This is a genomic window from Mesosutterella multiformis (assembly GCF_003402575.1).
In the GTDB taxonomy this organism is placed as follows: Bacteria; Pseudomonadota; Gammaproteobacteria; order Burkholderiales; family Burkholderiaceae_F; genus Mesosutterella; species Mesosutterella multiformis.
Map to the genome: position 1 here is coordinate 606,115 of NZ_BGZJ01000001.1, position 24,456 is coordinate 630,570.

General features: G+C 58.2%; 18 protein-coding genes and 4 tRNA genes. 6 read left to right on the forward strand and 16 right to left on the reverse strand.

Annotated elements, in window-relative coordinates:
* Window positions 1–275 precede the first annotated feature (275 nt).
* From rpoC to M4NBBH2_RS02960, 14 genes are all read right to left on the reverse strand, one after another.
* Complete coding sequence (gene rpoC / locus M4NBBH2_RS02895; RefSeq protein WP_116269628.1) at window positions 276–4,556, reverse strand: DNA-directed RNA polymerase subunit beta'; 4,281 nt, start codon at window positions 4,554–4,556, stop codon at window positions 276–278.
* A 14-nt stretch (window positions 4,557–4,570) separates the two neighbouring features.
* The gene (gene rpoB / locus M4NBBH2_RS02900; RefSeq protein WP_116269629.1) at window positions 4,571–8,728 is read right to left on the reverse strand and encodes a DNA-directed RNA polymerase subunit beta; all 4,158 of its coding nucleotides are present in this window, start codon (window positions 8,726–8,728) and stop codon (window positions 4,571–4,573) included.
* A 258-nt stretch (window positions 8,729–8,986) separates the two neighbouring features.
* Entirely contained in the window at window positions 8,987–9,361 is a 375-nt protein-coding gene (gene rplL / locus M4NBBH2_RS02905) for a 50S ribosomal protein L7/L12 (protein WP_116269630.1), read from the reverse strand.
* Between the two features lie 52 nt (window positions 9,362–9,413).
* Window positions 9,414–9,944 (reverse strand): 50S ribosomal protein L10, encoded by a 531-nt coding sequence (rplJ, locus tag M4NBBH2_RS02910; protein ID WP_049686532.1) that lies wholly within the window; start codon window positions 9,942–9,944, stop codon window positions 9,414–9,416.
* Window positions 9,945–10,258: 314 nt separating this feature from the next.
* Window positions 10,259–10,957, reverse strand: coding sequence for a 50S ribosomal protein L1 (gene rplA, locus M4NBBH2_RS02915; protein WP_022442726.1), 699 nt, complete (start codon window positions 10,955–10,957; stop codon window positions 10,259–10,261).
* Window positions 10,957–11,388: a 50S ribosomal protein L11 gene (rplK, locus tag M4NBBH2_RS02920; protein ID WP_116269631.1), complete on the reverse strand. Its 432-nt coding sequence runs from the start codon at window positions 11,386–11,388 to the stop codon at window positions 10,957–10,959. The genes rplA and rplK overlap by 1 nt, the downstream gene beginning before the upstream one ends.
* Window positions 11,389–11,512: 124 nt before the next feature.
* A complete protein-coding gene (gene nusG, locus M4NBBH2_RS02925; RefSeq protein WP_022442728.1) occupies window positions 11,513–12,100 on the reverse strand; it encodes a transcription termination/antitermination protein NusG in 588 nt (195 codons plus the stop codon).
* 26 nt (window positions 12,101–12,126) lie between these two features.
* On the reverse strand, window positions 12,127–12,513 hold the full coding sequence (gene secE / locus M4NBBH2_RS02930; RefSeq protein WP_116269632.1) for a preprotein translocase subunit SecE: 387 nt from the start codon (window positions 12,511–12,513) through the stop codon (window positions 12,127–12,129).
* Between the two features lie 90 nt (window positions 12,514–12,603).
* Window positions 12,604–12,679: transfer RNA gene (locus tag M4NBBH2_RS02935), tRNA-Trp, on the reverse strand.
* A gap of 42 nt (window positions 12,680–12,721) precedes the next feature.
* The gene (gene tuf, locus M4NBBH2_RS02940; protein WP_116269626.1) at window positions 12,722–13,915 is read right to left on the reverse strand and encodes an elongation factor Tu; all 1,194 of its coding nucleotides are present in this window, start codon (window positions 13,913–13,915) and stop codon (window positions 12,722–12,724) included.
* Window positions 13,916–13,972: 57 nt separating this feature from the next.
* Window positions 13,973–14,047, reverse strand: a tRNA-Thr gene (locus M4NBBH2_RS02945).
* An 8-nt stretch (window positions 14,048–14,055) separates the two neighbouring features.
* A tRNA-Gly gene (locus M4NBBH2_RS02950) sits at window positions 14,056–14,129 on the reverse strand.
* A 61-nt stretch (window positions 14,130–14,190) separates the two neighbouring features.
* Window positions 14,191–14,276 (reverse strand) — tRNA-Tyr (locus tag M4NBBH2_RS02955).
* 94 nt (window positions 14,277–14,370) lie between these two features.
* A complete protein-coding gene (locus M4NBBH2_RS02960; RefSeq protein WP_116269633.1) occupies window positions 14,371–14,754 on the reverse strand; it encodes a hypothetical protein in 384 nt (127 codons plus the stop codon).
* Between the two features lie 282 nt (window positions 14,755–15,036).
* On the opposite strand from M4NBBH2_RS02960, the gene folE2 reads away from it, so the two are divergent.
* From folE2 to M4NBBH2_RS02985, 5 genes are all read left to right on the forward strand, one after another.
* Complete coding sequence (gene folE2, locus M4NBBH2_RS02965) at window positions 15,037–15,849, forward strand: GTP cyclohydrolase FolE2 (protein ID WP_116269634.1); 813 nt, start codon at window positions 15,037–15,039, stop codon at window positions 15,847–15,849.
* Window positions 15,850–15,991: 142 nt separating this feature from the next.
* Window positions 15,992–17,722 carry an arginine--tRNA ligase gene (argS, locus tag M4NBBH2_RS02970; RefSeq protein WP_116269635.1) on the forward strand — a complete coding sequence of 577 codons (1,731 nt, stop codon included), beginning with the start codon at window positions 15,992–15,994 and terminating at the stop codon, window positions 17,720–17,722.
* 39 nt (window positions 17,723–17,761) lie between these two features.
* Window positions 17,762–18,322 carry an SPOR domain-containing protein gene (locus tag M4NBBH2_RS02975; RefSeq protein WP_116269636.1) on the forward strand — a complete coding sequence of 187 codons (561 nt, stop codon included), beginning with the start codon at window positions 17,762–17,764 and terminating at the stop codon, window positions 18,320–18,322.
* Between the two features lie 20 nt (window positions 18,323–18,342).
* Window positions 18,343–18,987, forward strand: coding sequence for a thiol:disulfide interchange protein DsbA/DsbL (locus M4NBBH2_RS02980; RefSeq protein WP_116269637.1), 645 nt, complete (start codon window positions 18,343–18,345; stop codon window positions 18,985–18,987).
* A gap of 18 nt (window positions 18,988–19,005) precedes the next feature.
* On the forward strand, window positions 19,006–19,782 hold the full coding sequence (locus M4NBBH2_RS02985; protein ID WP_116269638.1) for an SDR family oxidoreductase: 777 nt from the start codon (window positions 19,006–19,008) through the stop codon (window positions 19,780–19,782).
* Between the two features lie 39 nt (window positions 19,783–19,821).
* On the opposite strand, the gene recQ is transcribed toward M4NBBH2_RS02985, so the two are convergent.
* Together recQ and sstT are read right to left on the reverse strand one after the other, a co-directional pair.
* A complete protein-coding gene (gene recQ / locus M4NBBH2_RS02990) occupies window positions 19,822–21,663 on the reverse strand; it encodes a DNA helicase RecQ (RefSeq protein WP_116269639.1) in 1,842 nt (613 codons plus the stop codon).
* Window positions 21,664–21,782: 119 nt separating this feature from the next.
* Window positions 21,783–23,012: a serine/threonine transporter SstT gene (sstT, locus tag M4NBBH2_RS02995; protein WP_116269640.1), complete on the reverse strand. Its 1,230-nt coding sequence runs from the start codon at window positions 23,010–23,012 to the stop codon at window positions 21,783–21,785.
* A 174-nt stretch (window positions 23,013–23,186) separates the two neighbouring features.
* Between sstT and M4NBBH2_RS03000 the strand changes: the two genes are divergently transcribed.
* Complete coding sequence (locus M4NBBH2_RS03000) at window positions 23,187–24,392, forward strand: MFS transporter (protein WP_116269641.1); 1,206 nt, start codon at window positions 23,187–23,189, stop codon at window positions 24,390–24,392.
* Window positions 24,393–24,456 lie beyond the last annotated feature (64 nt).

The window sequence follows — 24,456 nt, forward strand, 5'->3', positions numbered from 1 at the left end:
CAAAAAAACTTAAAAGTTTTGAAAATCAAAAACTTTTATAGGTTTAACAATGCAAAAATCTTTCCTCTTCACGCGGTTTGGAGAAACACTCCTCCCCTTGTGGTCGAGAAAAGACATGTGAGTATCGCCTTTAAGTGCGGAATTGTCAAGTTCCAGACGAAAAATTTTTCGTTTAAGCGCTTGAAATATATACCCCTTACGAGCGATCCCCTATGAAAAAGGCCGCCGCAGGATTCTGCGGCGGCCTTCATAAGCCAGTGGCTTAAATGCGCGTCTTAGTTGTCAGAGGCCGGAGATTCAGGCTTCTGAGCGGAAGCGCTCTGAGCAGCCTGTTCGGTCGCGACAGCCACCTGTTCGGCAACGGTCGCTTCGGCGAGCGCCTTGGCTTCTGCAGCCTCGGCAGCTTCTCTCGCCTTCACAGCCTTGTGATAGGCAAGGCCGGTACCGGCCGGGATCAGACGGCCGACGATCACGTTTTCCTTCAGGCCGCGCAGGTGGTCAACCTTGCCCATAATGGCGGCTTCGGTGAGCACTCGCGTCGTTTCCTGGAAGGAAGCGGCCGAAATGAAGGAGTCGGTCGAGAGCGAGGCCTTCGTAATACCAAGGAGCAGGTTCTCATAGGTCGCCGGACGCTTGTTCTGGCTGATCGCTTCGTCGTTCGCGTCGAGGAGTTCAGCGCGTTCGACCTGCTCACCCTGGATGAAGCCCGTGTCGCCCGGATCAGCAACGATCACGCGGCGCAGCATCTGGCGGACGATCACTTCGATATGCTTATCGTTGATCTTCACGCCCTGCAGACGGTACACGTCCTGAACTTCGTCGACGATGTAGCGGGCCAGAGCCTCAATACCGAGCAGACGCAGAATGTCATGCGGATCGGCCGGTCCGTCAACGATTTCTTCACCCTTCTGGACAACCTGGCCGTCATGCACCAGCACGGTCTTGTCCTTCGGGATCAGGAATTCGTGATCAACACCTTCGTTATCCGTGATCATCAGGCGCTGCTTGCCCTTCGTTTCCTTGCCGAAGGTCACCGTACCGGTCACTTCAGCCAGCATACCGGCGTCCTTCGGAGAGCGGGCTTCAAAGAGCTCGGCAACTCGCGGCAGACCGCCCGTAATGTCTCGGGTCTTCTGGGATTCAACCGGAATACGGGCAAGCACTTCGCCCTGACCGATTTCCTGACCGTCCTGAACCGTGACCAGAGCGCCGACCGGCAGCTGAATCGTCACAGCGTGATCCGTACCCGGAATCTTCACCTCATTGCCGTTCGCGTCGATCAGGTGGACCAACGGACGCAGCGTGCCGGTGGAACCGCCCTTCTTCGAACCGTGGCTCGAGGTGGAGCGCTTGGAGTCGATAACCACCTGCGTGGACAGACCGGTCACTTCATCGGTCTGGCTCATCACCGTGACGTTGTCGATCACGTTTTCAAAGCGGATCTTACCGGCGTATTCCGAAATAATCGGACGCGTCATCGGATCCCAGGTCGCCATCTGCTCGCCGGCCTTCACCAGCTGGCCTTCATGCACGGACAGCGTGGCACCGTACTGGATCTTATGACGTTCACGCTCGCGGCCCGTCGTGGCATCCGTCACAACGATCTCGCCGGAACGGGAAATCACCACGAGTTCGCCCTTGTTCGACGTGACGTAGCGCATCGCGGAGGTGAAGTTCACCTTACCGGAAGCCTTCGCTTCAACGCTCGAAGCCACAGCAGCACGGCTCGCCGCGCCGCCGATATGGAACGTACGCATCGTCAGCTGCGTGCCCGGTTCACCGATGGACTGGGCAGCGATCACGCCGACCGCTTCGCCTTCGTTCACCAGCGTGCCGCGGCCGAGATCGCGGCCATAGCACTTGGCGCAGATGCCGTGGCGGGTTTCGCACGTAAGAGGCGTACGGACCGTCACTTCATCAATGCCGGCGGCATCGATCTTGTCGCAGATGTTCTCATCGATCAGCGTACCAGCGGCGGCGATCAGCTCATCCGTTTCCGGATTGTTGATGTCTTCCGCAGCCACACGGCCGAAGATACGGTCGCGCAGAGCCTGCACCACATCGCCGGATTCGACGAGAGCGCGCATCTTCACACCATTCTTCGTACCGCAGTCCTGCTCCGTAACGACGAGGTCCTGCGTCACATCCACCAGTCGGCGGGTGAGGTAGCCGGAGTTAGCCGTCTTCAGAGCCGTATCGGCCAGACCCTTACGGGCACCGTGGGTCGACACGAAGTACTGCAGAACGTTCAGGCCTTCACGGAAGTTAGCCGTAATAGGCGTTTCAATAATGGAGCCGTCCGGCTTCGCCATCAGGCCTCGCATACCGGCCAGCTGACGGATCTGGGCAGGAGAGCCTCGGGCACCGGAGTCAGCAGCCATGTACACGGCGTTGAACGATTCCTGGGTGGTCTTGTTGCCGTGGCGGTCGATAACCGGCTCGACAGACAGATCCTTCATCATGACCTTACCGACTTCATCAGCGGTACGGCCCCAGATGTCCACCACCTTGTTGTAGCGTTCGCCCTGCGTCACGAGACCGGAGGTGTACTGAGACTGAATCTCTTCCACTTCCTTCTCAGCGGCTTCAACGAGCTTCTGCTTCTCGGCCGGAACCTTCATATCGTCAACGCAGATCGAAACACCGGCCTGCGTGGAGAGGTAGTAGCCGCGGTTCTTCAGAGAGTCAACGAAGTCCACCGTCGCGCGGAGACCGCAGACACGGAAGCAGGTAGAAATCAGACGGGCGATTTCCTTCTTCTTCAGCGTCTTGTTGATGTCAGAGAACTTCATGCCCTTCGGCAGGATTTCAGACAGCAGAGCGCGGCCCGCGGTCGTTTCGACACGGATCGTGCGTTCCTTCGTCTCACCGGTTTCGCGGTTCAGGTCGTACTCCTTCACGCGGACCGTGCAGCGGGTCTGCAGCGTCACGATACCGGCGGAGAGAGCGCGGCGGACTTCATCCACGTCCTCAAAGAACATGCCTTCGCCAGGCGCGTTGACGCGGGAGCGGGTGCTCCAGTAGAGACCCAGCACCATATCCTGAGACGGAACGTTCGCCGGATCACCGTTAGCCGGGAAGAGGACGTTGTTCGTCGAGAGCATCAGCGTACGGGCTTCGGTCTGGGCTTCCAGAGAGAGCGGCACGTGAATAGCCATCTGGTCGCCGTCGAAGTCGGCGTTGAACGGCGCGCAGACGAGCGGCGGGAGCTGGAGAGCCTTGCCGCTGATCAGACAAGGTTCGAACGCCTGAATGCCGAGACGGTGCAGCGTAGGCGCACGGTTCAGCATCACGGGGTGCTCGTAAATCACTTCTTCGAGAATGTCCCAGATCACCGGATCCTGGGTCTCGACCATCTTCTTCGCAGCCTTGATCGTGTTCGCGAGACCACGCATCTCAAGCTTGTTGTAGATGAAGGGCTTGAAGAGCTCGAGAGCCATGGGCTTCGGCACACCGCACTGGTGCATCTTCAGTTCCGGGCCCACCGTAATCACGGAACGGCCGGAGTAGTCCACACGCTTACCGAGCAGGTTCTGACGGAAGCGGCCGGACTTACCCTTGATCATGTCAGCGAGAGACTTGAGCGGGCGCTTGTTCGGACCGGTCATCGCCTTGCCGCGGCGGCCGTTGTCGATCAGAGAGTCGACAGCTTCCTGCAGCATGCGCTTTTCGTTGCGCACGATGATGTCCGGGGCCTTCAGCTCGAGCAGACGCTTCAGACGGTTGTTACGGTTGATCACGCGGCGGTACAGATCGTTCAGATCGGAGGTCGCGAAACGGCCGCCGTCGAGCGGCACGAGCGGACGCAGATCCGGCGGCAGCACCGGCAGCACCTCGAGAATCATCCATTCCGGATGAATTCCGGAGCGATGGAAACCCTCGAGAACCTTCAGGCGCTTCGCATACTTCTTGATCTTCGCGTCGGAGTTGGTGTCCTTCAGCTCAGCGCGCAGCGTCTCGATTTCCTTCGGAATATCGATAGACTTCAGCAGCTCGCGGATAGCCTCGGCACCCATCATGGCCTTGAATTCGTCACCGAACTCTTCGGTCTTCGCGGCGTAATCGTCTTCCGTGAGGAGCTGACCGCGCTTCAGCGGGGTCATGCCCGGATCAACAACGATATAGGCTTCAAAGTACAGCACGCGTTCGATATCGCGCAGCGGGATATCGAGCACCATGCCCATACGGGACGGCAGGCTCTTCAGGAACCAGATATGAGCCACCGGGCTCGCGAGCTCGATGTGACCCATGCGTTCGCGGCGCACCTTGGACAGCGTCACTTCGACGCCGCACTTCTCGCAGACGACGCCGCGATGCTTCATGCGCTTGTACTTACCGCAAAGGCACTCGTAGTCCTTGATCGGCCCGAAAATACGGCAGCAGAAAAGACCATCACGCTCCGGCTTAAAGGTGCGGTAATTGATCGTTTCCGGCTTCTTCACTTCGCCGTAAGACCACTCACGGATCTTTTCCGGCGAAGCGATCGAAATGCGCAGGGCATCAAAGTGATTGTCCTGCTGCACCTGCTGAAACAGATTGAGAAAGGCGTTATTCATCTCGAAAACCGTCCTTAATTTTTCTCGTAGTCAATGTCGATGCCGAGCGAGCGGATTTCGCGCACCAGAACATTGAAGGATTCCGGAATACCGGCATCAATCGACAGATCGCCCTTGACAATGTTTTCGTACATCTTCGTACGGCCGTTAACGTCGTCGGACTTCACCGTCAGCATTTCCTGCAGCGTGTAGGCTGCGCCGTAAGCTTCAAGAGCCCAGACTTCCATTTCGCCGAAACGCTGTCCGCCGAACTGAGCCTTACCGCCGAGCGGCTGCTGGGTCACGAGAGAGTACGGACCGGTGGAGCGGGCATGCATCTTGTCGTCAACCAGGTGATGCAGCTTCAGGTAGTGCATGTAGCCAACCGTCACCGGGCAGGTAAAGGCGTCACCCGTGCGGCCGTCGTACAGCGTGGCCTGTTCACGGTTCGGCGTGAGCTGGAGGCGCTTCACTTCGGAATCCGGGAATGCCATCTCCAGCATCTGCTTGATCTGCTCTTCGCTTGCACCGTCGAACACCGGCGTAGCAAACGGGATGCCGTGCTTGATACGGTTCACCATGGCGATCACTTCGTCATCGGTGAGGCTCGCGATGTCTTCCTTCTTGCCGGTCATGTTGTAGACCTTCTCCAGGAAGGCGCGGATTTCCTTCACCTGCTTGCCGCGTTCGCTGTCGAGCAGTTCCTGCAGACGCCAGCCGAGGCCCTTTGCAGCCCATCCGAGATGGACTTCCAGCACCTGGCCGATGTTCATACGGGACGGCACGCCGAGCGGGTTCAGCACGATGTCCATCGGACGGCCGTCAGCCATGTACGGCATATCCTCAACCGGGTTCACCTTGGAGACCACACCCTTGTTACCGTGACGGCCTGCCATCTTGTCGCCAGGCTGCAGGCGGCGGCGTTCGGCGATGTAAACCTTCACCATCTTCAGCACGCCCGGGGGCAGTTCGTCGCCGCGGGTGAGCTTGTCCTTCTTCAGGTTGTAGGCTTCGGCGAATTCCTTCACCTTGTTCTCCAGAGCCTTCTTCGTGAGGTCGATCAGCTTCTGATCATCCTCAGTCTCCATCACGATGGAGAAGAGCTGCTGGTAGTTCAGGCCTTCGAGGTATTCAGTGGTCAGGACCGAGCCGGCACCCAGGCCGTTCGGAGCCGTGAGAACCTTCTTACCGGTGATCTGACGGCGGAGACGGGCGCAGGCGTCGGTCTCAACAATACGGCGTTCGTCGTCCAGATCTCGCTGGTAGCGCTTCAGTTCGTCTTCAATAATCGACTTCGCGCGGGAATCGCGTTCCACGCCTTCACGGGTGAAGACCTGAACGTCGATCACGGTGCCGGACATGCCGGACGGAACGCGCAGCGACGTATCCTTCACGTCGGAGGCCTTCTCACCGAAGATCACGCGCAGCAGCTTCTCTTCCGGCGTGAGCTGGGTTTCGCCCTTCGGCGTCACCTTGCCGACCAGCACGTCGCCAGCCTCGACCTCAGCACCGATAAACACGATGCCGGCGTCGTCGAGACGGTTCAGCTGCTGCTCAGGCAGATTCGAAATATCGCGCGTGATTTCTTCCGCGCCGAGCTTCGTATCACGGGCAACGACGGAGAGTTCCTCGATGTGGATCGAGGTGTAGCGGTCATCAGCCACGACCTTCTCGGAGATCAGCACCGAGTCTTCGTAGTTGTAGCCGTTCCACGGCATGAAGGCGATCAGCATGTTCTGGCCGAGAGCGAGTTCGCCCTGATCGGTCGAAGCGCCGTCAGCCAGCACGTCACCCTTCGCCACATGGTCGCCGATCATCACGATCGGACGCTGATTGATCGTCGTGGACTGGTTGGAGCGGGTGAACTTCTGCAGGTTGTAAATATCAACACCCACTTCACCGGCAACGCTTTCCTCGTCGTTCACACGAATAACGACACGGTTCGCGTCAACGTAGTCGACGATACCGCCGCGGCGGGCCTGGACAGCCGTCTTGGAGTCCTCAGCGACCGTACGTTCCATACCGGTGCCGACGAACGGATACTCCGGACGGAGGCAGGGCACTGCCTGACGCTGCATGTTCGCGCCCATCAGGGCTCGGTTCGCGTCGTCATGCTCCAGGAACGGAATCATGGAAGCGGCCACAGACACGATCTGCGACGGGGCAACGTCCATGTACTGAATGTCAGCCGGACGGGCCAGAACGAATTCACCCTTCTCGTGGCAGGACACGAGTTCCTGCGTGAGGCGGTTGTTTTCATCCAGATCAGCGTTCGCCTGGGCGATGATGTACTTGCCTTCCTCAATAGCGGAGAGGTAGTCAATCGTGCTGGTCGCGACACCGTCAACCACGCGGCGATACGGCGTCTCAAGGAAGCCGTAGTCGTTCAGGCGGGCGTAAATAGCGAGCGAGTTGATCAGACCGATGTTCGGACCTTCAGGGGTCTCAATCGGGCAGACACGGCCGTAGTGCGTCGGATGCACGTCTCGCACTTCGAAGCCGGCGCGCTCACGGGTCAGACCGCCCGGGCCAAGGGCCGAAATACGGCGCTTATGCGTGATTTCGGACAGCGGGTTCGTCTGGTCCATGAACTGCGAGAGCTGGCTGGAGCCAAAGAACTCGCGGATCGAGGCGGAGATCGGCTTGCTGTTGATCAGGTCCTGCGGCGTGAGGTTGTCGCTCTCGGCCTGGCCGAGGCGTTCACGCACGGCGCGCTCAACGCGGACGAGGCCGGCACGGAACTGGTTTTCAGCCAGTTCGCCGACGCAGCGGACGCGGCGGTTGCCGAGGTGGTCAATATCATCAACACCATTCACCGGAACGGTACGCTGGACGCCGTTGTCGTCAGTCATGACGACATCGTCCTGGCCGTTGCGCAGCGCGACGAGCAGCATCATCGTATCGACGATATCTTCCGCGGTCAGCGTGGCAGCGCCGGTCATATCGGACTTGCCGAAGCGGGCGTTGATCTTCATGCGGCCGACACGGGACAGATCGTACGTATCGGTCGAGAAGAACAGGCGTTCAAACAGGGATTCGACAGCTTCTTCGGTCGGCGGCTCACCCGGGCGCATCATGCGGTAGATCGCGATGCGGGCGGCGAGCTTATCAGCCGTTTCATCAAGACGCAGGGTCTCGGAAATGTAAGCGCCGTGATCGAGTTCGTTCGTGTAGAGCGTCTCGATTTCCGTGATATTGGCGGCACGCAGCTTCTCAAGCAGCTTCTCATCGATCAGGGCGTTGGCAGCAGCGATCTGCTCACCGGTTTCCTCATCATAGATGTCCTTCGCGAGCACGCGGTCAATCAGGTAATCGTCCGGAACGGGGATTTCCTTGATGCCGGCCTGGTTGATCAGGCGGACGTGACGGGCGTTCACACGCTTGTCGCCAGGGACAATGATCTTGCCATCCTTGTCGACGATGTTGAAGCCGAGGGAATCACCCTTCAGACGCTCAGGGATGAGCGACAGACGGGCACCTTCCGCGGACAGCGTGAAGTGATCGAACTCGAAGAAGCGGGCAAGAATCTGCATCGGGGTCATACCCAGAGCCTTCAGCAGAATCGTGCCGGGCATCTTGCGGCGGCGGTCAATACGGAAGAAGAGAATATCCTTCGCATCGAACTCGAAGTCGAGCCAGGAGCCGCGGTAAGGAATCACTCGGGCAGAGAACAGCAGCTTGCCGGAGGAGTGAGTCTTGCCCTTGTCATTTTCAAAGAAAATGCCAGGGGAGCGGTGCAGCTGGGAGACGATAACTCGCTCAGAGCCGTTGATGATGAAAGAGCCCTTCTCGGTCATGAGAGGGATCTCGCCCATGTAGACTTCATTCTCCCGGACTTCTTTTACAGTCGTCGGGGCGTCACGGTCATAGATCTCGAGCTGGATCTTGGCACGAAGGCGGCAGGAGTAGCTCAGACCACGGAGCTGGCACTCTGCAACATCAAACTCTGGCTTAGCCAGGTCATAACTAACAAAACGAAGGCGGGCCAGCCCATTGTGGCTGGAAACCGGGAAGATAGAGGTAAAGGCGGCCTGAAGACCGATATCTTTGCGGGCATTCGGCTTAACATCAGCCTGCAGGAAATCTGCATAAGACCGCAACTGAATATCCAACAGGGGGGGCACTGCGAGGACGCTCGGACGATTGGCGAAGCTTTTCCGGATGCGCTTCTTTTCAGTGAACGAGTACGACATGGACACTCCGTTCGACGCGAGTCAGGGAAGAAAACCCTGCTCCAGAGAAGAAAAAGCAAGAGACGGCAAAAGCCGCTTGGATACAACAGATTATCCCAGCGGCACAATCCTAGACTTTAGTTAGGACCCAACTCTTACTCATTTAGGGAAGACTTTGAAAGAAATTCGCAAGGGCAAATTCTTTTCAAAATCGACACTAGCGATTTTATCCGGTTCGGAGAAACTCCGAACCGGATAATTCAAGCATTCAGAAAAGAATTACTTGAGGTCGACCTTAGCACCGGTCTCTTCGAGCTTCTTCTTCAGCTCTTCGGCTTCAGCCTTGGCAACGGCGGTCTTAACAGCCTTCGGGGCGGCTTCGACCAGATCCTTGGCTTCCTTCAGGCCCAGGCCCGTGATTTCACGGACGACCTTAATCACCTTGATCTTGTTCGCGCCAACGTCGGACAGAACGACGTCGAACTCGGACTTGGCTTCAGCGGCCGGGGCGGCAGCGCCAGCAGCAGCGGCGACAGCAACCGGGGCGGCAGCGGAAACGCCGAACTTTTCTTCCATCAGCTTGATCAGCTCAGAGATCTCAAGGACGGACTTGGAGGCGATCGCCTCGAGGATTTCTTCGTTAGAGAGTGCCATTTGAAATGACTCCGTATACGTTGTGTATGGTTAAATTTAAAAAACTACAGGATTAGGCAGCAGCCTGTTCCTTCGAATCTCGAACTGCAGCGACGGTGCGCACAAGACGCGCCGGAACTTCGTTGAGGGTACGCACGAACTTAGCGATCGGCTCGTTCATCGTGGCCATCAACTTAGCAATCAGTTCGTCGCGGCTCGGCATCGTGGAGAGGGCCTCGATGGCGGCAAGGTCAAGAGCCTTACCATCCATGACGCCGCCCTTGATGGCGAACGCTTCGTTCTTCTTAGCAAAGTTGAAGAGCACCTTGGCGAGGGCAACCGGATCGGCAGAGAAGCCGTAAACCAGCGGGCCGGTAAAGCTATCGGCAGCGCAGGCAAACGGAGTCTCGGCGACGGCACGGCTCACCAGGGTATTCTTGGCAACACGCAACTTCACACCGTTCTGGCGAGCTTCCTTGCGCAGGGCGGTGATTGCTTCAACGCTCAGTCCACGGTAGTCGGCGAAAATCAGGGAAGTGCTTTCGGCAGCAAGTGCCTTCACTTCCTCGATCACAGCCGCTTTATCTTGACGATTAAGACCCATGGTCTGGCTCCACTCAGAGGTGCTAGTAACTAGCACCGGTTCTTTTATGACCGGCTCACCTCGAGAGAGAGGGGAACGAGCAGCCGCCGACATGGGCCTGCGGTACAACGTAATTCACTCTCTTCGGTTTTGCCGTCTACGTTGGATATCTTATTGCGCTGCCCGTTCAGGTCGGCGCTCTTAAGACTTTTAAAGCTTGCGCTTCCAGCGGTCTTTGACATTGGCCGTGCGCTGTGGCACGGCCACCAAAGCCCTTGGGGCCTCGCGGCCCCAGCACAGCGCCCCACTTTCGGGGAGCGCCATGATGAAACTTATTAGTTGGAAAGCGTGCTCAGATCCACGCGGGCACCGATGCCCATGGTGGAGGAGAGAGCAACCTTCTTCAGGTACACGCCCTTGGCGGCGGCAGGCTTAGCCTTGTTCAGGGCTTCAATAAGAGCCTTGAGGTTGGCTTCGAGACGCGGGGTCTCGAAAGAAGCACGGCCGATGGAGGCGTGAATGATACCGGCCTTGTCAGCACGGAACTGGACCTGACCAGCCTTGGCGTTCTTGACAGCTTCAGCGACGTTCGGGGTCACGGTGCCAACCTTCGGGTTCGGCATCAGGCCACGCGGGCCGAGGACCTGGCCGAGGCGGCCGACAACGCGCATCGCGTCCGGGGAGGCGATCACAACGTCGAAGTCCATGAAGCCAGCCTTCACCTTGTCGGCGAGGTCGTCGAAACCGACGATGTCAGCACCGGCAGCCTTCGCTTCTTCAGCGCGGGCACCCTGGGTGAACACAGCAACACGAACAACCTTGCCAGTGCCTTCCGGCAGCACGCAGGCGCCACGGACGGTCTGGTCAGACTTCTTCGGATCGATACCGAGCTGAACGGCAACGTCAAAGGACTCATCAAACTTGGCAGAGGCGCAGCCCTTGACCAGGTCGATAGCTTCCTTCACATCGTAAAGCTTGCCGAGTTCAACTTTCGCACGGTTGGCAGCAACGCGCTTGGACAGTTTCTTAGCCATTACAGACCCTCCACCGTGATACCCATCGAGCGGGCGGAGCCAGCGATGGTGCGAACAGCCGCGTCGAGATCAGCAGCAGTCAGATCAGGCTCCTTGGCCTTGGCGATTTCTTCAGCCTGAGCGCGGGTGATCTTGCCGACCTTGTTGGTGTGCGGACGAGCAGAACCCTTCTCAATCTTGGCAGCCTTCTTGATCAGGATCGTCGCCGGGGGAGTCTTCATGATGAACGTGAAGGACTTATCCGAGAAGGCGGTGATCACGACCGGAATCGGAAGACCCTTTTCCATGGACTGCGTGCGGGCGTTGAAGGCCTTGCAGAATTCCATGATGTTCAGGCCGCGCTGGCCGAGAGCCGGGCCGATAGGCGGCGCAGGATTAGCCTTACCAGCTGGCACTTGCAGCTTGATAAAGCCGATGATTTTCTTTGCCATAGTTATCCTCTTGGGTTCAGTCGCCCGAGAATCGGGCTCCCCACAGTGAAATCAAATAAGCCCCTTATTATAGCGAACTCAGGTTTTAAGTCCACTATTCAAAGGAGCATCTATTTGATATAAATTAAACTTTTTCGACTTCGTCAAAAGCCAGATCAACCGGGGTCTGGCGGCCGAAGATCGACACAAGAACCTTCAGACGGCTCTTGTCATAATTCACTTCATCAACACGGCCATTGAAGTCAGCGAAAGCGCCTTCCTTCACACGAACCGTTTCGCCGAGCTCGAAGAGCACCTTGGGCTTCGGCTTCTCCACGCCTTCCGCGACCGTTCCCTTGATACGGGCAATGTCGGATTCCGGAATGCGGGTCGGGCGATTGCCGCCCAGGAATTCCATAACACGGGGGGTGTTCTTGACCAGATGCCACGTATCATCGTTCATGATCATCTGGATGAAGATGTATCCCGGATAGAGACGGCGCTCGGTCGTCACTTTACGGCCGTTGCGGATATCCTCAACCTTCTCAGTCGGGAGAAGCACTTCACCGAACAGGTCCTTGTATTCCGAATGCGAGATCCGGTCAACCAGTGCGTTGTAAGCGCTCTTCTCCATGCTGGAATAAACATGAATGGTGTACCACTTCATGTTTCCGGCAGATGCATTTTCTTCAGCGTTACCCGCTTCGGTATTAGGCTTGGCTTCTTCCGTCATTTCGATCTCCGTCCCCCTGCTGCTGATTAAATAAGCTTCAGAAGAACATCATAGAGTCCCCATTCGATGATCTTGTCAATCACGAAAAGGAACAATGCAATGATTACGACAAATCCCATCACAAGCCCAGTGCTCGTCAGGGTTTCGCGGCGAGTCGGCCAGACAACGAGGCGCAGCTCATCGTAAGAGGCGCGGCCATAGGCGATAAACCGCTTGCCCGACGGGCTGAACCAGGCAATAGCACAGCCAACCACAAGGCCGGCAGCCAGGCAGGCAAGACGCACGCCCAGAGACTGATCACTGAGGAAAGTGAAGGCAAGAACGCCGGCAACCGCCACTATGATGGCAATCGTGACGAGGACGAGATCGCGCCCCTTACTGGGCTCCTCAACCTGCTCTTTTGGTTTGCTCATTATTGGTTCTCTAACCCAACGGGGCATTCCCCCGATAAACAACTAAGCCGCGGTCACTCAATTGATCGCGGCTTGGCTTTGTGTAACTGATGGCAGGGGCAGAAGGAATCGAACCCTCAACCTACGGTTTTGGAGACCGTCGCTCTGCCGATTGAGCTATACCCCTGCAACTGCAGACCTCTCGATAGAGGTCTGCAATTCTAGCAAATTACTCGATGATCTTGGCAACCACACCGGCACCAACCGTGTGACCACCTTCACGAATAGCGAAGCGCAGACCTTCTTCCATAGCGATCGGAGCAATCAGCGTCACGGTCATCGTGGTGTTGTCGCCCGGCATCACCATTTCGGTGCCCTCTTCGAGCTCGATCGTGCCGGTCACGTCCGTCGTACGGAAGTAGAACTGCGGACGATAGCCCTTGAAGAACGGGGTATGACGGCCGCCTTCTTCCTTCTTCAGAACGTACACCTGAGCAGCGAACTTGGTGTGCGGGGTGATCGTGCCGGGCTTGGCCACAACCTGGCCGCGCTCGACGTCTTCACGCTTCGTACCACGCAGCAGGCAGCCGATGTTGTCGCCAGCCTCGCCTTCGTCGAGGAGCTTGCGGAACATTTCAACGCCCGTGCAGGTCGTCTTCTGGGTCGGCTTGATACCGACGATTTCGATTTCATCGCCGACGTGGATGATGCCGCGTTCCACACGGCCGGTCACCACGGTGCCGCGGCCAGAGATGGAGAACACGTCTTCGATCGGCATCAGGAACGGCTTGTCGAGTTCACGGACGGGTTCCGGGAAGTAGGAATCCATCGTCTCGGCCAGCTTGAGGACGGACGGAACGCCGTACTCGGACTGATCGCCTTCGAGGGCGAGCTTGGCGGAACCGCGGATGACGGGGATGTCATCGCCCGGGAACTTGTACTCGGACAGCAGTTCACGAACTTCCATCTCAACGAGCTCGAGCAGTTCGGGATCGTCGACCAGGTCGCACTTGTTCAGGTAAACGATGATGTTCGGCACGCCGACCTGACGGGCGAGCAGGATGTGCTCACGGGTCTGGGGCATCGGGCCGTCGGAAGCAGCCACCACCAGGATGGCACCGTCCATCTGAGCGGCGCCCGTGATCATGTTCTTCACATAGTCAGCGTGCCCCGGGCAGTCAACGTGAGCGTAGTGACGCTTTTCGGTCTCGTACTCAACGTGAGCGGAGTTAATCGTAATACCACGAGCCTTTTCTTCAGGAGCTGCGTCGATCTGATCATAGGCGAGAGCCGCGCCGCCGAACTTCTGGGCGAGGACGGTCGTCAGAGCGGCCGTCAGGGTGGTCTTGCCGTGGTCAACGTGACCAATCGTGCCCACGTTCACGTGGGGCTTGCTACGTACATACTTCTCTTTTTCTGCCATGGTGAACAGCTCCCGGACTTGGTAGATGCGGCTGATGAACATCAGCCAATAGAAAAATGGTGCCCGTGATGCGGATCGGACGCATGACCTCTCCCTTACCAAGGGAGTGCTCTACCACTGAGCCACACGGGCATAAATCTTGGAGCGGGTGAAGGGAATCGAACCCTCGTCGTAAGCTTGGAAGGCTTCTGCTCTACCATTGAGCTACACCCGCCCAACAGACGCGAGGTTTACCTCCCGCCCATACAAACTGGATTCTTCCCTTACCGAAAAATTGGTGGAGGGGGATGGATTCGAACCATCGTAGGCGTACGCCAACAGATTTACAGTCTGCCCCTTTTAGCCACTCAGGCACCCCTCCGGGGAAGCGAGAATAGGATTATGCGAATAACAGAACAAAAAGTCAAGCGTCAGAGTTAAATTTCTTCTTTCTGACAAATAATCGTTTTCCCTAATCAGGAGTTTTTCCTGTTGTTATCGCTGCGATTTTCCCTGTCAATCTCTTCAATCACCACTGCATCCTTCACTTCAAGAGTCGGATCGCAGGCAATCGGTTCGGGTGCCGCAGGATTCGGCTGACGGGACTGAGGGGGCTCGGCGCTCCCCGGCATATCCCCGGGCATATCGTTCCCTTCCCGGTTCCCCGGCGACAGAAGATCCGCCACCACACGGAATAGGAAGCCTGCGACAGCCACCGCGGCGAGGATCAGAACAATGGCTCCGACTATCGGGAGCAGCAGAATGCCCAGCCCGACGAAGACCGCCAGACCGATCACCCAGGCTACCCAGCCGTACGGAGAGTTCCCGCCACCGCCATAGTAATAAAAGCGACCGCTCATTCTTTCTTTCCTTTCTGAATCTTTGCCATTTCATTTATTCTGCGACATTTCTTTAAGAAATAAAGAGGCTGTCTCTGTTTTTTCCCTTGTTTTGGTTACAATGTCTAATCTTTCGCACAACGAGAGTACTCAAGAAACCTTTGAGAGCTTCGGCGGGATCGACTTCCGACGGCATTAACTCCCCTCAGCCAAGCCGATCAGGACTACAAATCGAAACAGAAACGATGGAGTCTTCAAGCCCGCATCTGCCCTCCTTACTCTTCATTGGCAGAACATCTATTTATGAACGCAGATAATTCTCTTAATTGCGCGCTGCCCGACGTCCAGTCGAGCGCTGACGGCCGTCATATCCCGATTCAGCGTGTTGGCGTCAAGTCGGTTCGCGTGCCCGTTGTCGTCGCCTCTGTCGACGGCCCGCTCCACACGGTTGCAACAGTCAATATGTACGTGTCTCTCCCCGCCGGGCAGAAAGGCACCCATATGTCCCGCTTCTTCCGTCTGCTTGACGAAACCCGCGAGCCGCTCTGCAAGCCCGTTCTCGAAGATCTGATGGCCCGGATGCTGAAGACGCTTGACGCCGTCTCCGGTCAGATTGAGTTTGACTTCCCCTTCTTTGTGCGCAAATCAGCTCCGATCTCCAAGCAGTCGAGTCTGATGAGCTACGAAGCCGGCTTTACGGTGACGTGCGAGAACGGTGAGACCACGGTTCGCGAACGCGTCCTCACGCCGGTGACGAGCCTCTGCCCCTGCAGCAAGGAAATCTCCCGGTACGGCGCGCACAATCAGCGCTCCCATATCACGATTGACGCTCTCTGCTCGGAAGCTCTTCCGTTTGAGGAGCTGATTCGCTACTCCGAAAAGAACGGCTCCTGCGAGCTCTGGTCTCTTCTGAAGCGCGAGGACGAAAAGTTCGTCACGGAATACGCTTACGACCACGCCAAGTTCGTTGAGGACATCATCCGCGACGTCGCGACTGACCTCAATAAGGACGCCCGTATCGTCTCGTACGAGCTCCAGGTGGAAAACTTCGAATCCATCCACAATCATTCCGCCTATGCGCTGATCACCCACGACCGGCGCACCTCCGCAGTCTGACGCCGAGACTTGCGCTCACGGTTATCCGGCACGCCCCAGGCGGGCGGCCGGATCCCGCAAAAAACCCCGCACGTTTTACCCGCCCTCTGCGCACTCTGCGAAAATAGAGGGATTACTTAGAACAGTCCGTTTTCCTGCAAAAATGCTCGATCAACAAAAACAGGCCCTGATTGGCCTCTTCACCCGTGCCCTTACCGCTATCGGCGCAGGTTCCCTTCCCGTTACGCTGGAGCGCCCGAAACTCGCCGAACACGGCGATGTTGCCTGTACGGTCGCTCTGCAGTCCGCCAAGATTCTTCATAAGGCTCCCCGCCAGATCGCCGAGCAGCTCGTGTCCGTCATGAAGGCGGATCCGGAATTCAGCACCCTGCTCTCCTCCGCGGAAATCGCCGGGCCGGGCTTCATCAATCTGCGCCTTGCCAAGTCGGCTCAGCAGGAAATCGTGAAGACTGTTCTCCGTCAGGGCGACGCGTTCGGCACCAATCAGTCGAAGGCCGGCCAGTCCGTCATCGTGGAGTACGTGTCCGCCAACCCGACCGGCCCGCTGCATCTCGGCCACGCCCGCCAGGGCGCGCTCGGCGACGTGCTCTCGAAGATCCTCGCCACTCAGGGCTGGGCGGTCACGCGTGAGTACTACTACAACGACGCCGGCGCTCAGATCAACAATCTGACCGTCTCCGTCACGCTCCGCGGCAAGGAACTCCTCGGCGAGCAGATCACGTTCCCGGAAAACGGCTACCACGGCGAATACATCACCGATATCGCGAAGGACTACATCGCGAAGCGCCCTGTGACGAGCTCCGGCGAAACGATCACCCCGGACGGCGATCTGAATAACAGCGCCCTCGTCCGCAAGTACGCCGTCGCCTATCTGCGCAACGAACAGGACGAAGACCTCCGGGCCCTCGGCGTTTCCTTTGATAACTACTACCTCGAAAGCTCGCTCTACTCGGACGGCTACGTCGAGGAAGCCGTGAACGCGATGATCCGCTCCGGCCACACCTATGAGAAGGACAACGCGCTCTGGCTCCGTACGACGGACTTCACGAAGGAAGACCTCGGCGGCCTGATCGACGACAAGGACCGCGTGATGAAGAAGCAGGACGGCTTCTACACGTACTTCGTGCCGGATGTCGCCTATCACCTCACGAAGTTCCGCCGCGGCTTCTCGCGCGCCATCAACATCCAGGGCTCTGACCACCACGGCACCCGCGCCCGCCTCCGCGCCGGCATTCAGGCCGCGGCGAAGGTTCTCGGCCTTGATGTGCCGAAGGTCTTCCCCGAGTGGCTCCTGCACAAGATGCTCCTCGTGATGAAGGACGGCCAGGAAGTGAAGATGAGCAAGCGCTCCGGCTCCTACATCACGCTGCGTGACCTGGTTGACTGGGTCGGCCGCGACGCCGCCCGTTACTTCCTCGTCTCCCGTAAAGCTGACGCCGAATTCGTTTTCGACGTGAACCTCGCTGTGTCGAAGAGCGACGAGAACCCCGTCTACTATCTGCAGTACGCTCATGCGCGCATCTGCTCGGTCTTCCGCCAGGCCACTGAAAAGGGCTTTAAGATTCCGAGCACGGAAGAGATGCTTGCCATGGATCTCTCGCAGCTGAATTCCGAAAAGGAAATCAGCCTGATGAACCATCTGGCAGACTATTCCGCCACGCTGTCCGCTGCCTCCGAAGCCCTGACGCCCCATACGCTCTGCTTCTACCTGCGCGATCTCGCCGCGAGCTTCCACGCCTTCTATAACGAAGAGCACGTGCTGGTTGAGGATGAAGCCGTCCGCAACAGCCGTCTCGCGCTGCTCGCCGCTGTGCGCCAGGTTCTTGGCAACGGTCTTGCTCTCCTCGGGGTCAGTGCCCCGGAGAGGATGTAACTTTTTGAAAATTCCCTTTTCTGGAAAAAGGAGTTGTTCATGAAGCAGTTTCTAACCGGCTTTCTCTGCGGCGCTGTCGTCGCCCTTCTTGTCGCCGCTGGCGGCGCCCTGTTCGTAACGGAGTCTCCGGTTCCGTTCATGAGCAAGGTTCAGTCCTCGTCGACGGAATATGTTCAGGACGCGCTTAAGGGCCGGTCCTCCGATCCGAATGAGAAGCTTTACGCTCCCGGAACGACTCCCAAGCCCGCTTCCGCTCAGGCTTCGTCCCCCGCGGCTTCCGCCAAGGCCCCTGCCCCGAGCCGCCCGGCTCAGGATGATCAGGCCGCCGATAAGCAGCTCGCGGACAACAACGCGGCTGCCCCCACGACGGTTCAGCCCCAGACGCCTGACTTCTTTGTTCTCGTCGGTGCCTACAAGACGCCTGACGAGGCTGAAACAATTAGAGCCAAAATTGCGTTCTCCGGACTTGATTCCAGCGTTTCTCACGGCAATGATGGACGTTATCGCGTCCGTATTGGACCCTTCCACTCTGAAGGGGATGCCCGCAAGGCACAGAGCACGCTCCGCGCCAATGACATTCCTGGCCAGATCATTCACTGATTTTTAGGAAACGTTCTCAAATGATTTCTCGCAGAAACCTTCTGACTTTCTCGGCCGCCTCGCTTGCCTCGCTTCCGCTGTCTGCGTTTGCTACTCCTACCGCACCGGTGGAAGGCAAGGAATACACGATGGTTCGTCCCGTTGTGCCGATGAAGGGTAAGAAGATTGAAGTGGTGTACTTCTTCTCCTATACCTGCCCGCACTGCTTCCGCTTTGATCCGATCATCGAACCCTGGTCGAAGAAGCTCCCCTCCTGGATCGACTTCAAGCTGAATCCGGTTGCCTGGGACTCCCGCCTGGACCCGTTTGTGAAGACCTACTACGCGCTCGAGTCTCTCGGCCTGCTACCGAAGCTCCACATGAAGTTCTTCGAGTCCGTCATTTACCAGACGCATAAGTACGAGAACCCGGCTGCCGATATCGCTGACTTCATGGTGAAGGCCGGCGTGAACGCCAAGCAGTGGAACAGCGCTTACAATTCTTTCGGCGTTGCCAACAAGACCCGCGCCGCTTCCCGTCTCTGGCAGTCCTACGGCATTGACGCGACGCCGATGATCGGCATTGACGGCAAGTACGTCACGGGCCCGCATATGACGCCGACCCGTGAGAGCGATCTGGTCGTCGTTGAGACCCTCGCCCAGCGTGCGAGAAAGGCTCGCCTCTAACTGGTTTCGGAGTTCTGCATGTCACTTAACGTTTTCATCACTGGCGCAACCGGCGGTATTGGTTCCGGTCTCGCCAGGGTTTACGCCGCGAAGGGCGCTACTCTCGGTCTTGTGGCCCATCATCAGGATGCGCTCGACCGTCTGATCGCCTCGCTCCCCGGCACCGGTCACAAGGGCTATGTCGCCGACGTGACCGATCGGGACGGCATCATTGAAACAGCCCACCGCTTCGAGAAGGAAGTGGGCCCCGCCGACGTCGTGATTGCGAACGCCGGTGTTTCAATCGGCGTGAAGACGCAGTACTACGAGGATCTGGCCGTCATGGACCGGGTCTATCGGATCAACGTTATCGGCATGGCGAACACCTTCCACGGCTTCCTTCCGGCGATGATCGAGAGACACGCCGGAACGCTGGTCGGCATTGGTTCTGTTGCCGGCATCCGCGGCCTTCCGGGGTCGGAAGCCTACTGCTCCAGCAAGGCTTCCGTTATCAACTACTGCGAAAGCCTCCGCATCGAAATGATGAAGCACGGCGTCAAGGTCCTCACTGTGTGCCCGGGGTTCGTCAAGACCCCGCTCACGTCGAAGAACCCCTACCCTATGCCCTTCATCCTTGAGCCGGATGAGTTCGCAAGACGCGCTGTCCGCGCGATTGACGCACATAAGACCTACACGGTGATCCCGTGGCAGATGGGACTGCTCGCAAAACTGATGAAGATCGCGCCGAACTGCCTGTTCGACCGTATTCTGAAGGGCCGCAAGCAGAAGCCCCGCGCGAAGGAGCTCGGAGTCTGATCCGGAAGCTCCGGGACTCGCCCGCATAAGGCATCGAAGTCAGACTTCGGTGCCTTTTTTCTTTCGCATGAAGTCCCGCACGATATGGAGAATCTCGGTCCCGTATGCGTCAAGCTTCTTCGGGCCGATTCCGTTCACGTGGCTGAGGGCTTCGAACGACTGCGGGTGGATCGAGGCGACTTCAGAGAGGCTCACATCAGTCATGATGCGATAGGCCGGAATCCCCTGTGCCTCCGCGGTTTCACGGCGCCAGGCGCGGAGCGCGTCCGCAAGCGGCCGATAATCCTCCCGGACTTCGATCGGCTTTCTGACGCGCCCCTGCTTCAGATCCGGGCGCGAGGGCGCGCTGACCCGCACCAGAATTGTTTCCTCACCCTTCAGGAGCGCTTTCGCGCGTCCGGGTCGCAGCACCCCTTCGCTCTTCCAGTCCGCGTTCAGAATCCGCTTCGCGATGAGAACCCGGGCGAGTTCCCGCCACTCCTCCTCACTCAGATCCTTTCCGATTCCCCAGGTGGAGAGTTTCTCGTGCCCGTACCCCGCCACAAGGCTCGTCCTTTCGCCCCGGAGCACGTTGATGACATGCGTCATGCCGAAGCAGCACCCTGAGGCTCTCTCGCATCGGATCACGCAGCTCACGAATTTCTGAGCGTCTACCGTCCGGTCCGCCATCTCAGGCGGCCTGTCGCAGTTGTCGCAGCAGCCGCAGTGGGTCGAAGACTCCTCACCGAGACAGGCAAGGAGATAATGCCTCCGGCACTCACCGGTTTCGGCGTACCCCACCATGGCATCCAGCTTCTCAAGCGACTGCTGCTTGAATTCCGGGCTGCCGTCCCCGCTCTCGATAAACTGCTGCTGGATCATCACGTCGCGCCATCCCCAGATAAGCCAGGCTTCTGACGGTTTCCCGTCGCGGCCCGCGCGGCCCGTTTCCTGGAAGTACGCCTCAATGCTCTTCGGAAGCCCGATATGGACAACAAACCGGACATCCGGCTTATCAATCCCCATCCCGAATGCCACAGTCGCCACCATGACGACCCCGCGGCCCGCGATGAACTCCCGCTGGTTCTCTTCCCGGAGCGAGGCGCCGAGCCCCGCATGATAGGGAAGCGCGGGGATCCCCATGCCGCGGAGAAAGTCAGAGATCGTATCCACCTGACGGCGCGAGATGCAGTAAATGATGCCGGTCTGCCCTGGGTGACGCTGCGTGATGAAGGCAAGAAGCTTCCGCTTCACCTCCCCGGCGCCGAATGTCACCCGATAGTGAATATTCGGGCGGTCAAAGCTCGTAATGAAAATCTTCGGATCAATCAGAAGCCGTTCCGCGATTTCCTGCTGCGCCGAGGCATCGGCCGTAGCGGTGAGCGCGATCCGGGGAACGGACGGGAAACGCTCTTTCAGAAGACCGAGCGCGCCGTATTCCGGACGGAAATCGTGCCCCCAGGTCACAACGCAGTGCGCTTCATCAACCGCGAAAAGCGAGACCCTCGCTCTCTGCAGCATCGAGATTGTCCACTCGTTCACAAGCCTCTCAGGGGTGACGTAGAGAAAGTCGAGTGTCCCTGAGAGGAACTGACTCTCAATCTCCCGGTTCTCTTCCAGAGAGTTCGCAGAACTGAGGCAGGCCGCCTCAAGCCCCCGGTTCTGAATCACGGTGATCTGATCCTGCATGAGCGCGATAAGAGGCGACACGATCACCGCGGTTCCCTCGCGGACGAGTGCGGGGATCTGGTAGCAGAGGCTCTTCCCGCCGCCTGTCGGCATCAGCACCAGCGCATCCCGCCCCTCGATCACGGCTTCGATGATTTCCTCCTGATGCGGCCGGAAATCGGCATAGCCGAATACCTGGGTCAATGCTTCTTTTGCTGAATGGAAACGCCGCATGAATTCCTGGAGGGAGGGGAAAGTGTGAGGATGGAGCAGGCAGATAATATAAACCCTTCCTCCCGTTTCTATCAGGAGGAAGGGTTTTCAGAACTGCTTAAACAGCCGGATTTTCAGGCTTACTTGGCCTTTTCGGCATCGAGACGTTCCTGACGGAGGCAGGCCGCCGCCGTAAACATCACGTCGCTCGAAGAGTTCAGAGCCGTTTCGCAGGAGTCCTGGATCACGCCGATGATGAAGCCCACGGCCACCACCTGCATGGCGGTCGAGTTATCAATACCGAAGAGACCGCAGGCGAGCGGGATCAGCATCAGGGAGCCGCCCGGAACACCGGAGGCGCCGCCGGCGCAGATCGCGGACACGAAGCAGAGCAGGATGGCTGTCCAGAAGTCAACCTGAACACCCAGCGAATTCGCGGCAGCGAGCGTCAGAATCGTGATCGTGATGGCAGCGCCGCCCATGTTGACCGTGGCACCGAGCGGGATCGAAATCGAGTAGGTGCCTTCGTCAAGCTTCAGCTTGCGGCAGAGGTCGAGGTTCACCGGGATGTTCGCGGCAGACGAACGGGTGAAGAAAGCGCAGATACCGGACACGCGCAGGCACTGGATCACGAGCGGATACGGATTCTTGCGAATGCAGAACCAGACCATGATCGGGAAGACCACGAGGGCGATGAAGAGCATGCTGCCCACGAGGAGGAGAAGCAGCTTGCCGTAACCCACGAAGGCGCCGAGACCGACCGTAGCGACCGTGTTCGCGACCAGACCGAAAATACCGAACGGAGCGATACGGATCACGATACGGACGACCGTGGTCACAGCTTCCGAGAAGTCCTGAATGATTTCTCGGGTCGTGTCGTTCGCGCTGCGGAGGATGAAGCCGAGAGCAATAGCCCAGGAGAGAATGCCGATGTAGTTCGCGTTCGCGAGGGCCTTCACGGGGTTATCGACGATGTTGAGAACGAGGTTCTTCAGCACTTCGGCAATACCGCCCGGGGCAGTCGCCTCAGCGGCAGCCACGAGGTGAATCGTGGTCGGCCAGAGGAAAGACGCCACAACGGCAACGATGGAGGACGCGAGCGTGCCGATGGCATACAGCACGATGATCGGCTTCATGGACGTCCGGGTGTCAACGCTCTGGTTCGCGATGGACGCGGCAACCAGGAAGAAGACCAGCACGGGGGCCACGGCCTTCAAGGCCGAGATGAAGAACGTGCCGAGGAATCCGAGGGGCACGGCGATGCCAGGCGCTACCAGGGCAACGATGATGCCGATCACTAGTGCGAACAGGATCTCCTTGACAAGAGACCCCTCCAGGAACGGCACGAGGATTCGTGAGAATTTCCGCATATTGACTTTTTTTCTTAGGACCAGGGGGGATACGCCCTTTTGCAACAATTTTTTGCAGGACGTATTCATTAGCATACCTGTTTTATTTAACTCTGTATTTTGTGGTCATCCTCCGATCCCCTATCTGAGGGATAATGTTCAAATTTCTGTACCTACCGTTTCCGGCACCACCGCATGAGCAGTCTTAAACCCGCCACCCGCTTTGTCCTTGCCTGCATCTTTATGGATGCCCTGGGCTTCGGGCTGATCATTCCTGTACTGCCCCGGCTGATCGGCGATCTGGCAGGCACCCGCGATCTGCAGACCTACTGGTACGGCGCGATCATGGTGAGCTACGGCATCATGCAGTTCCTCTCCTCGCCGATCCTTGGCGCGCTTTCAGACCGTTTCGGCCGGAAGCCCGTGCTGCTCACCGGTATCTTCGGCCTCTCCATCATGCAGTTTGTGCCGGCCTTCACGTCGTCGCTCCCGCTTGTGCTCGCGTCCCGCATCGCGGGCGGCATGCTGTCCGCGAACCTCGTCGTCGCCCAGGCCTACATTGCGGACATCACGCCGAAACAGCAGCGCTCCGCCGCTTTTGGGAAGATCGGTGCGGTCTACGGACTCGCCTTCGTGATCGGCCCGGCGCTCGGCGGCATTCTCGGGCAGATAGACCCGCGGATTCCTTTCGCCTTCGCGGGCGCCATCTGCTGCCTGAACTTCATCTACGGTTTCTTCGTGCTGCCGGAAAGTCTCACGACGCCGGATATGCGTCCCTGGACTTTCCGCCGCTTTAATCCTTTCATCGGGATCATCGCGCTCCTGAAGGTAAAGCCCATCATTCCGATGGTGCTGATCATCGGTCTCATCTATCTCTCGCAGTCACTCATGCAGTGCACCTGGGCGCTCTACACAGAGTTCCGGTACGGTTGGACACCGCTGAATATCGGTCTCTCGATGTTCGTGCTCGGCCTCTGCATCGCGTTCACTCAAGGGTGGCTCCTTCCCGCCCTGATCCGCGTTCAGTCTGAGAAACACCTCGTGATCGCCGCGCTTTCGATTGGGTGCCTCGCGCTTGCGGGGATCGGTTTCACCACCTGGGGCATCGTCGCCGCGATTCTCGCCTGGACGTTTTCGCTCCTTGGAATCGCCTCTCCGATTATTCAGAGCGCGGTCTCGCGTCAGGTCTCTCCCACCATGCAGGGCTCCGCGATGGGCGCCATCAGTTCCCTTAACTCATTCTCCGGTGCCATCGCCCCGGTGATCTCCACGCCGCTTCTTGTCTACACGGCAAAGGGAACAGATGAGCTGATTCCGCCTGGCATCCCGTACTATCTCGCCGCTTCGCTCCTTCTTCTGAGTGTCGTGATCGCGCTCCTCGCCCGGCGTCAGTTCCGCTGAGATCCGCGTTCAGTTTCCATCAAGCAAAAGAGGCAGGTTCCGTCAGGAACCTGCCTCTTCGCTA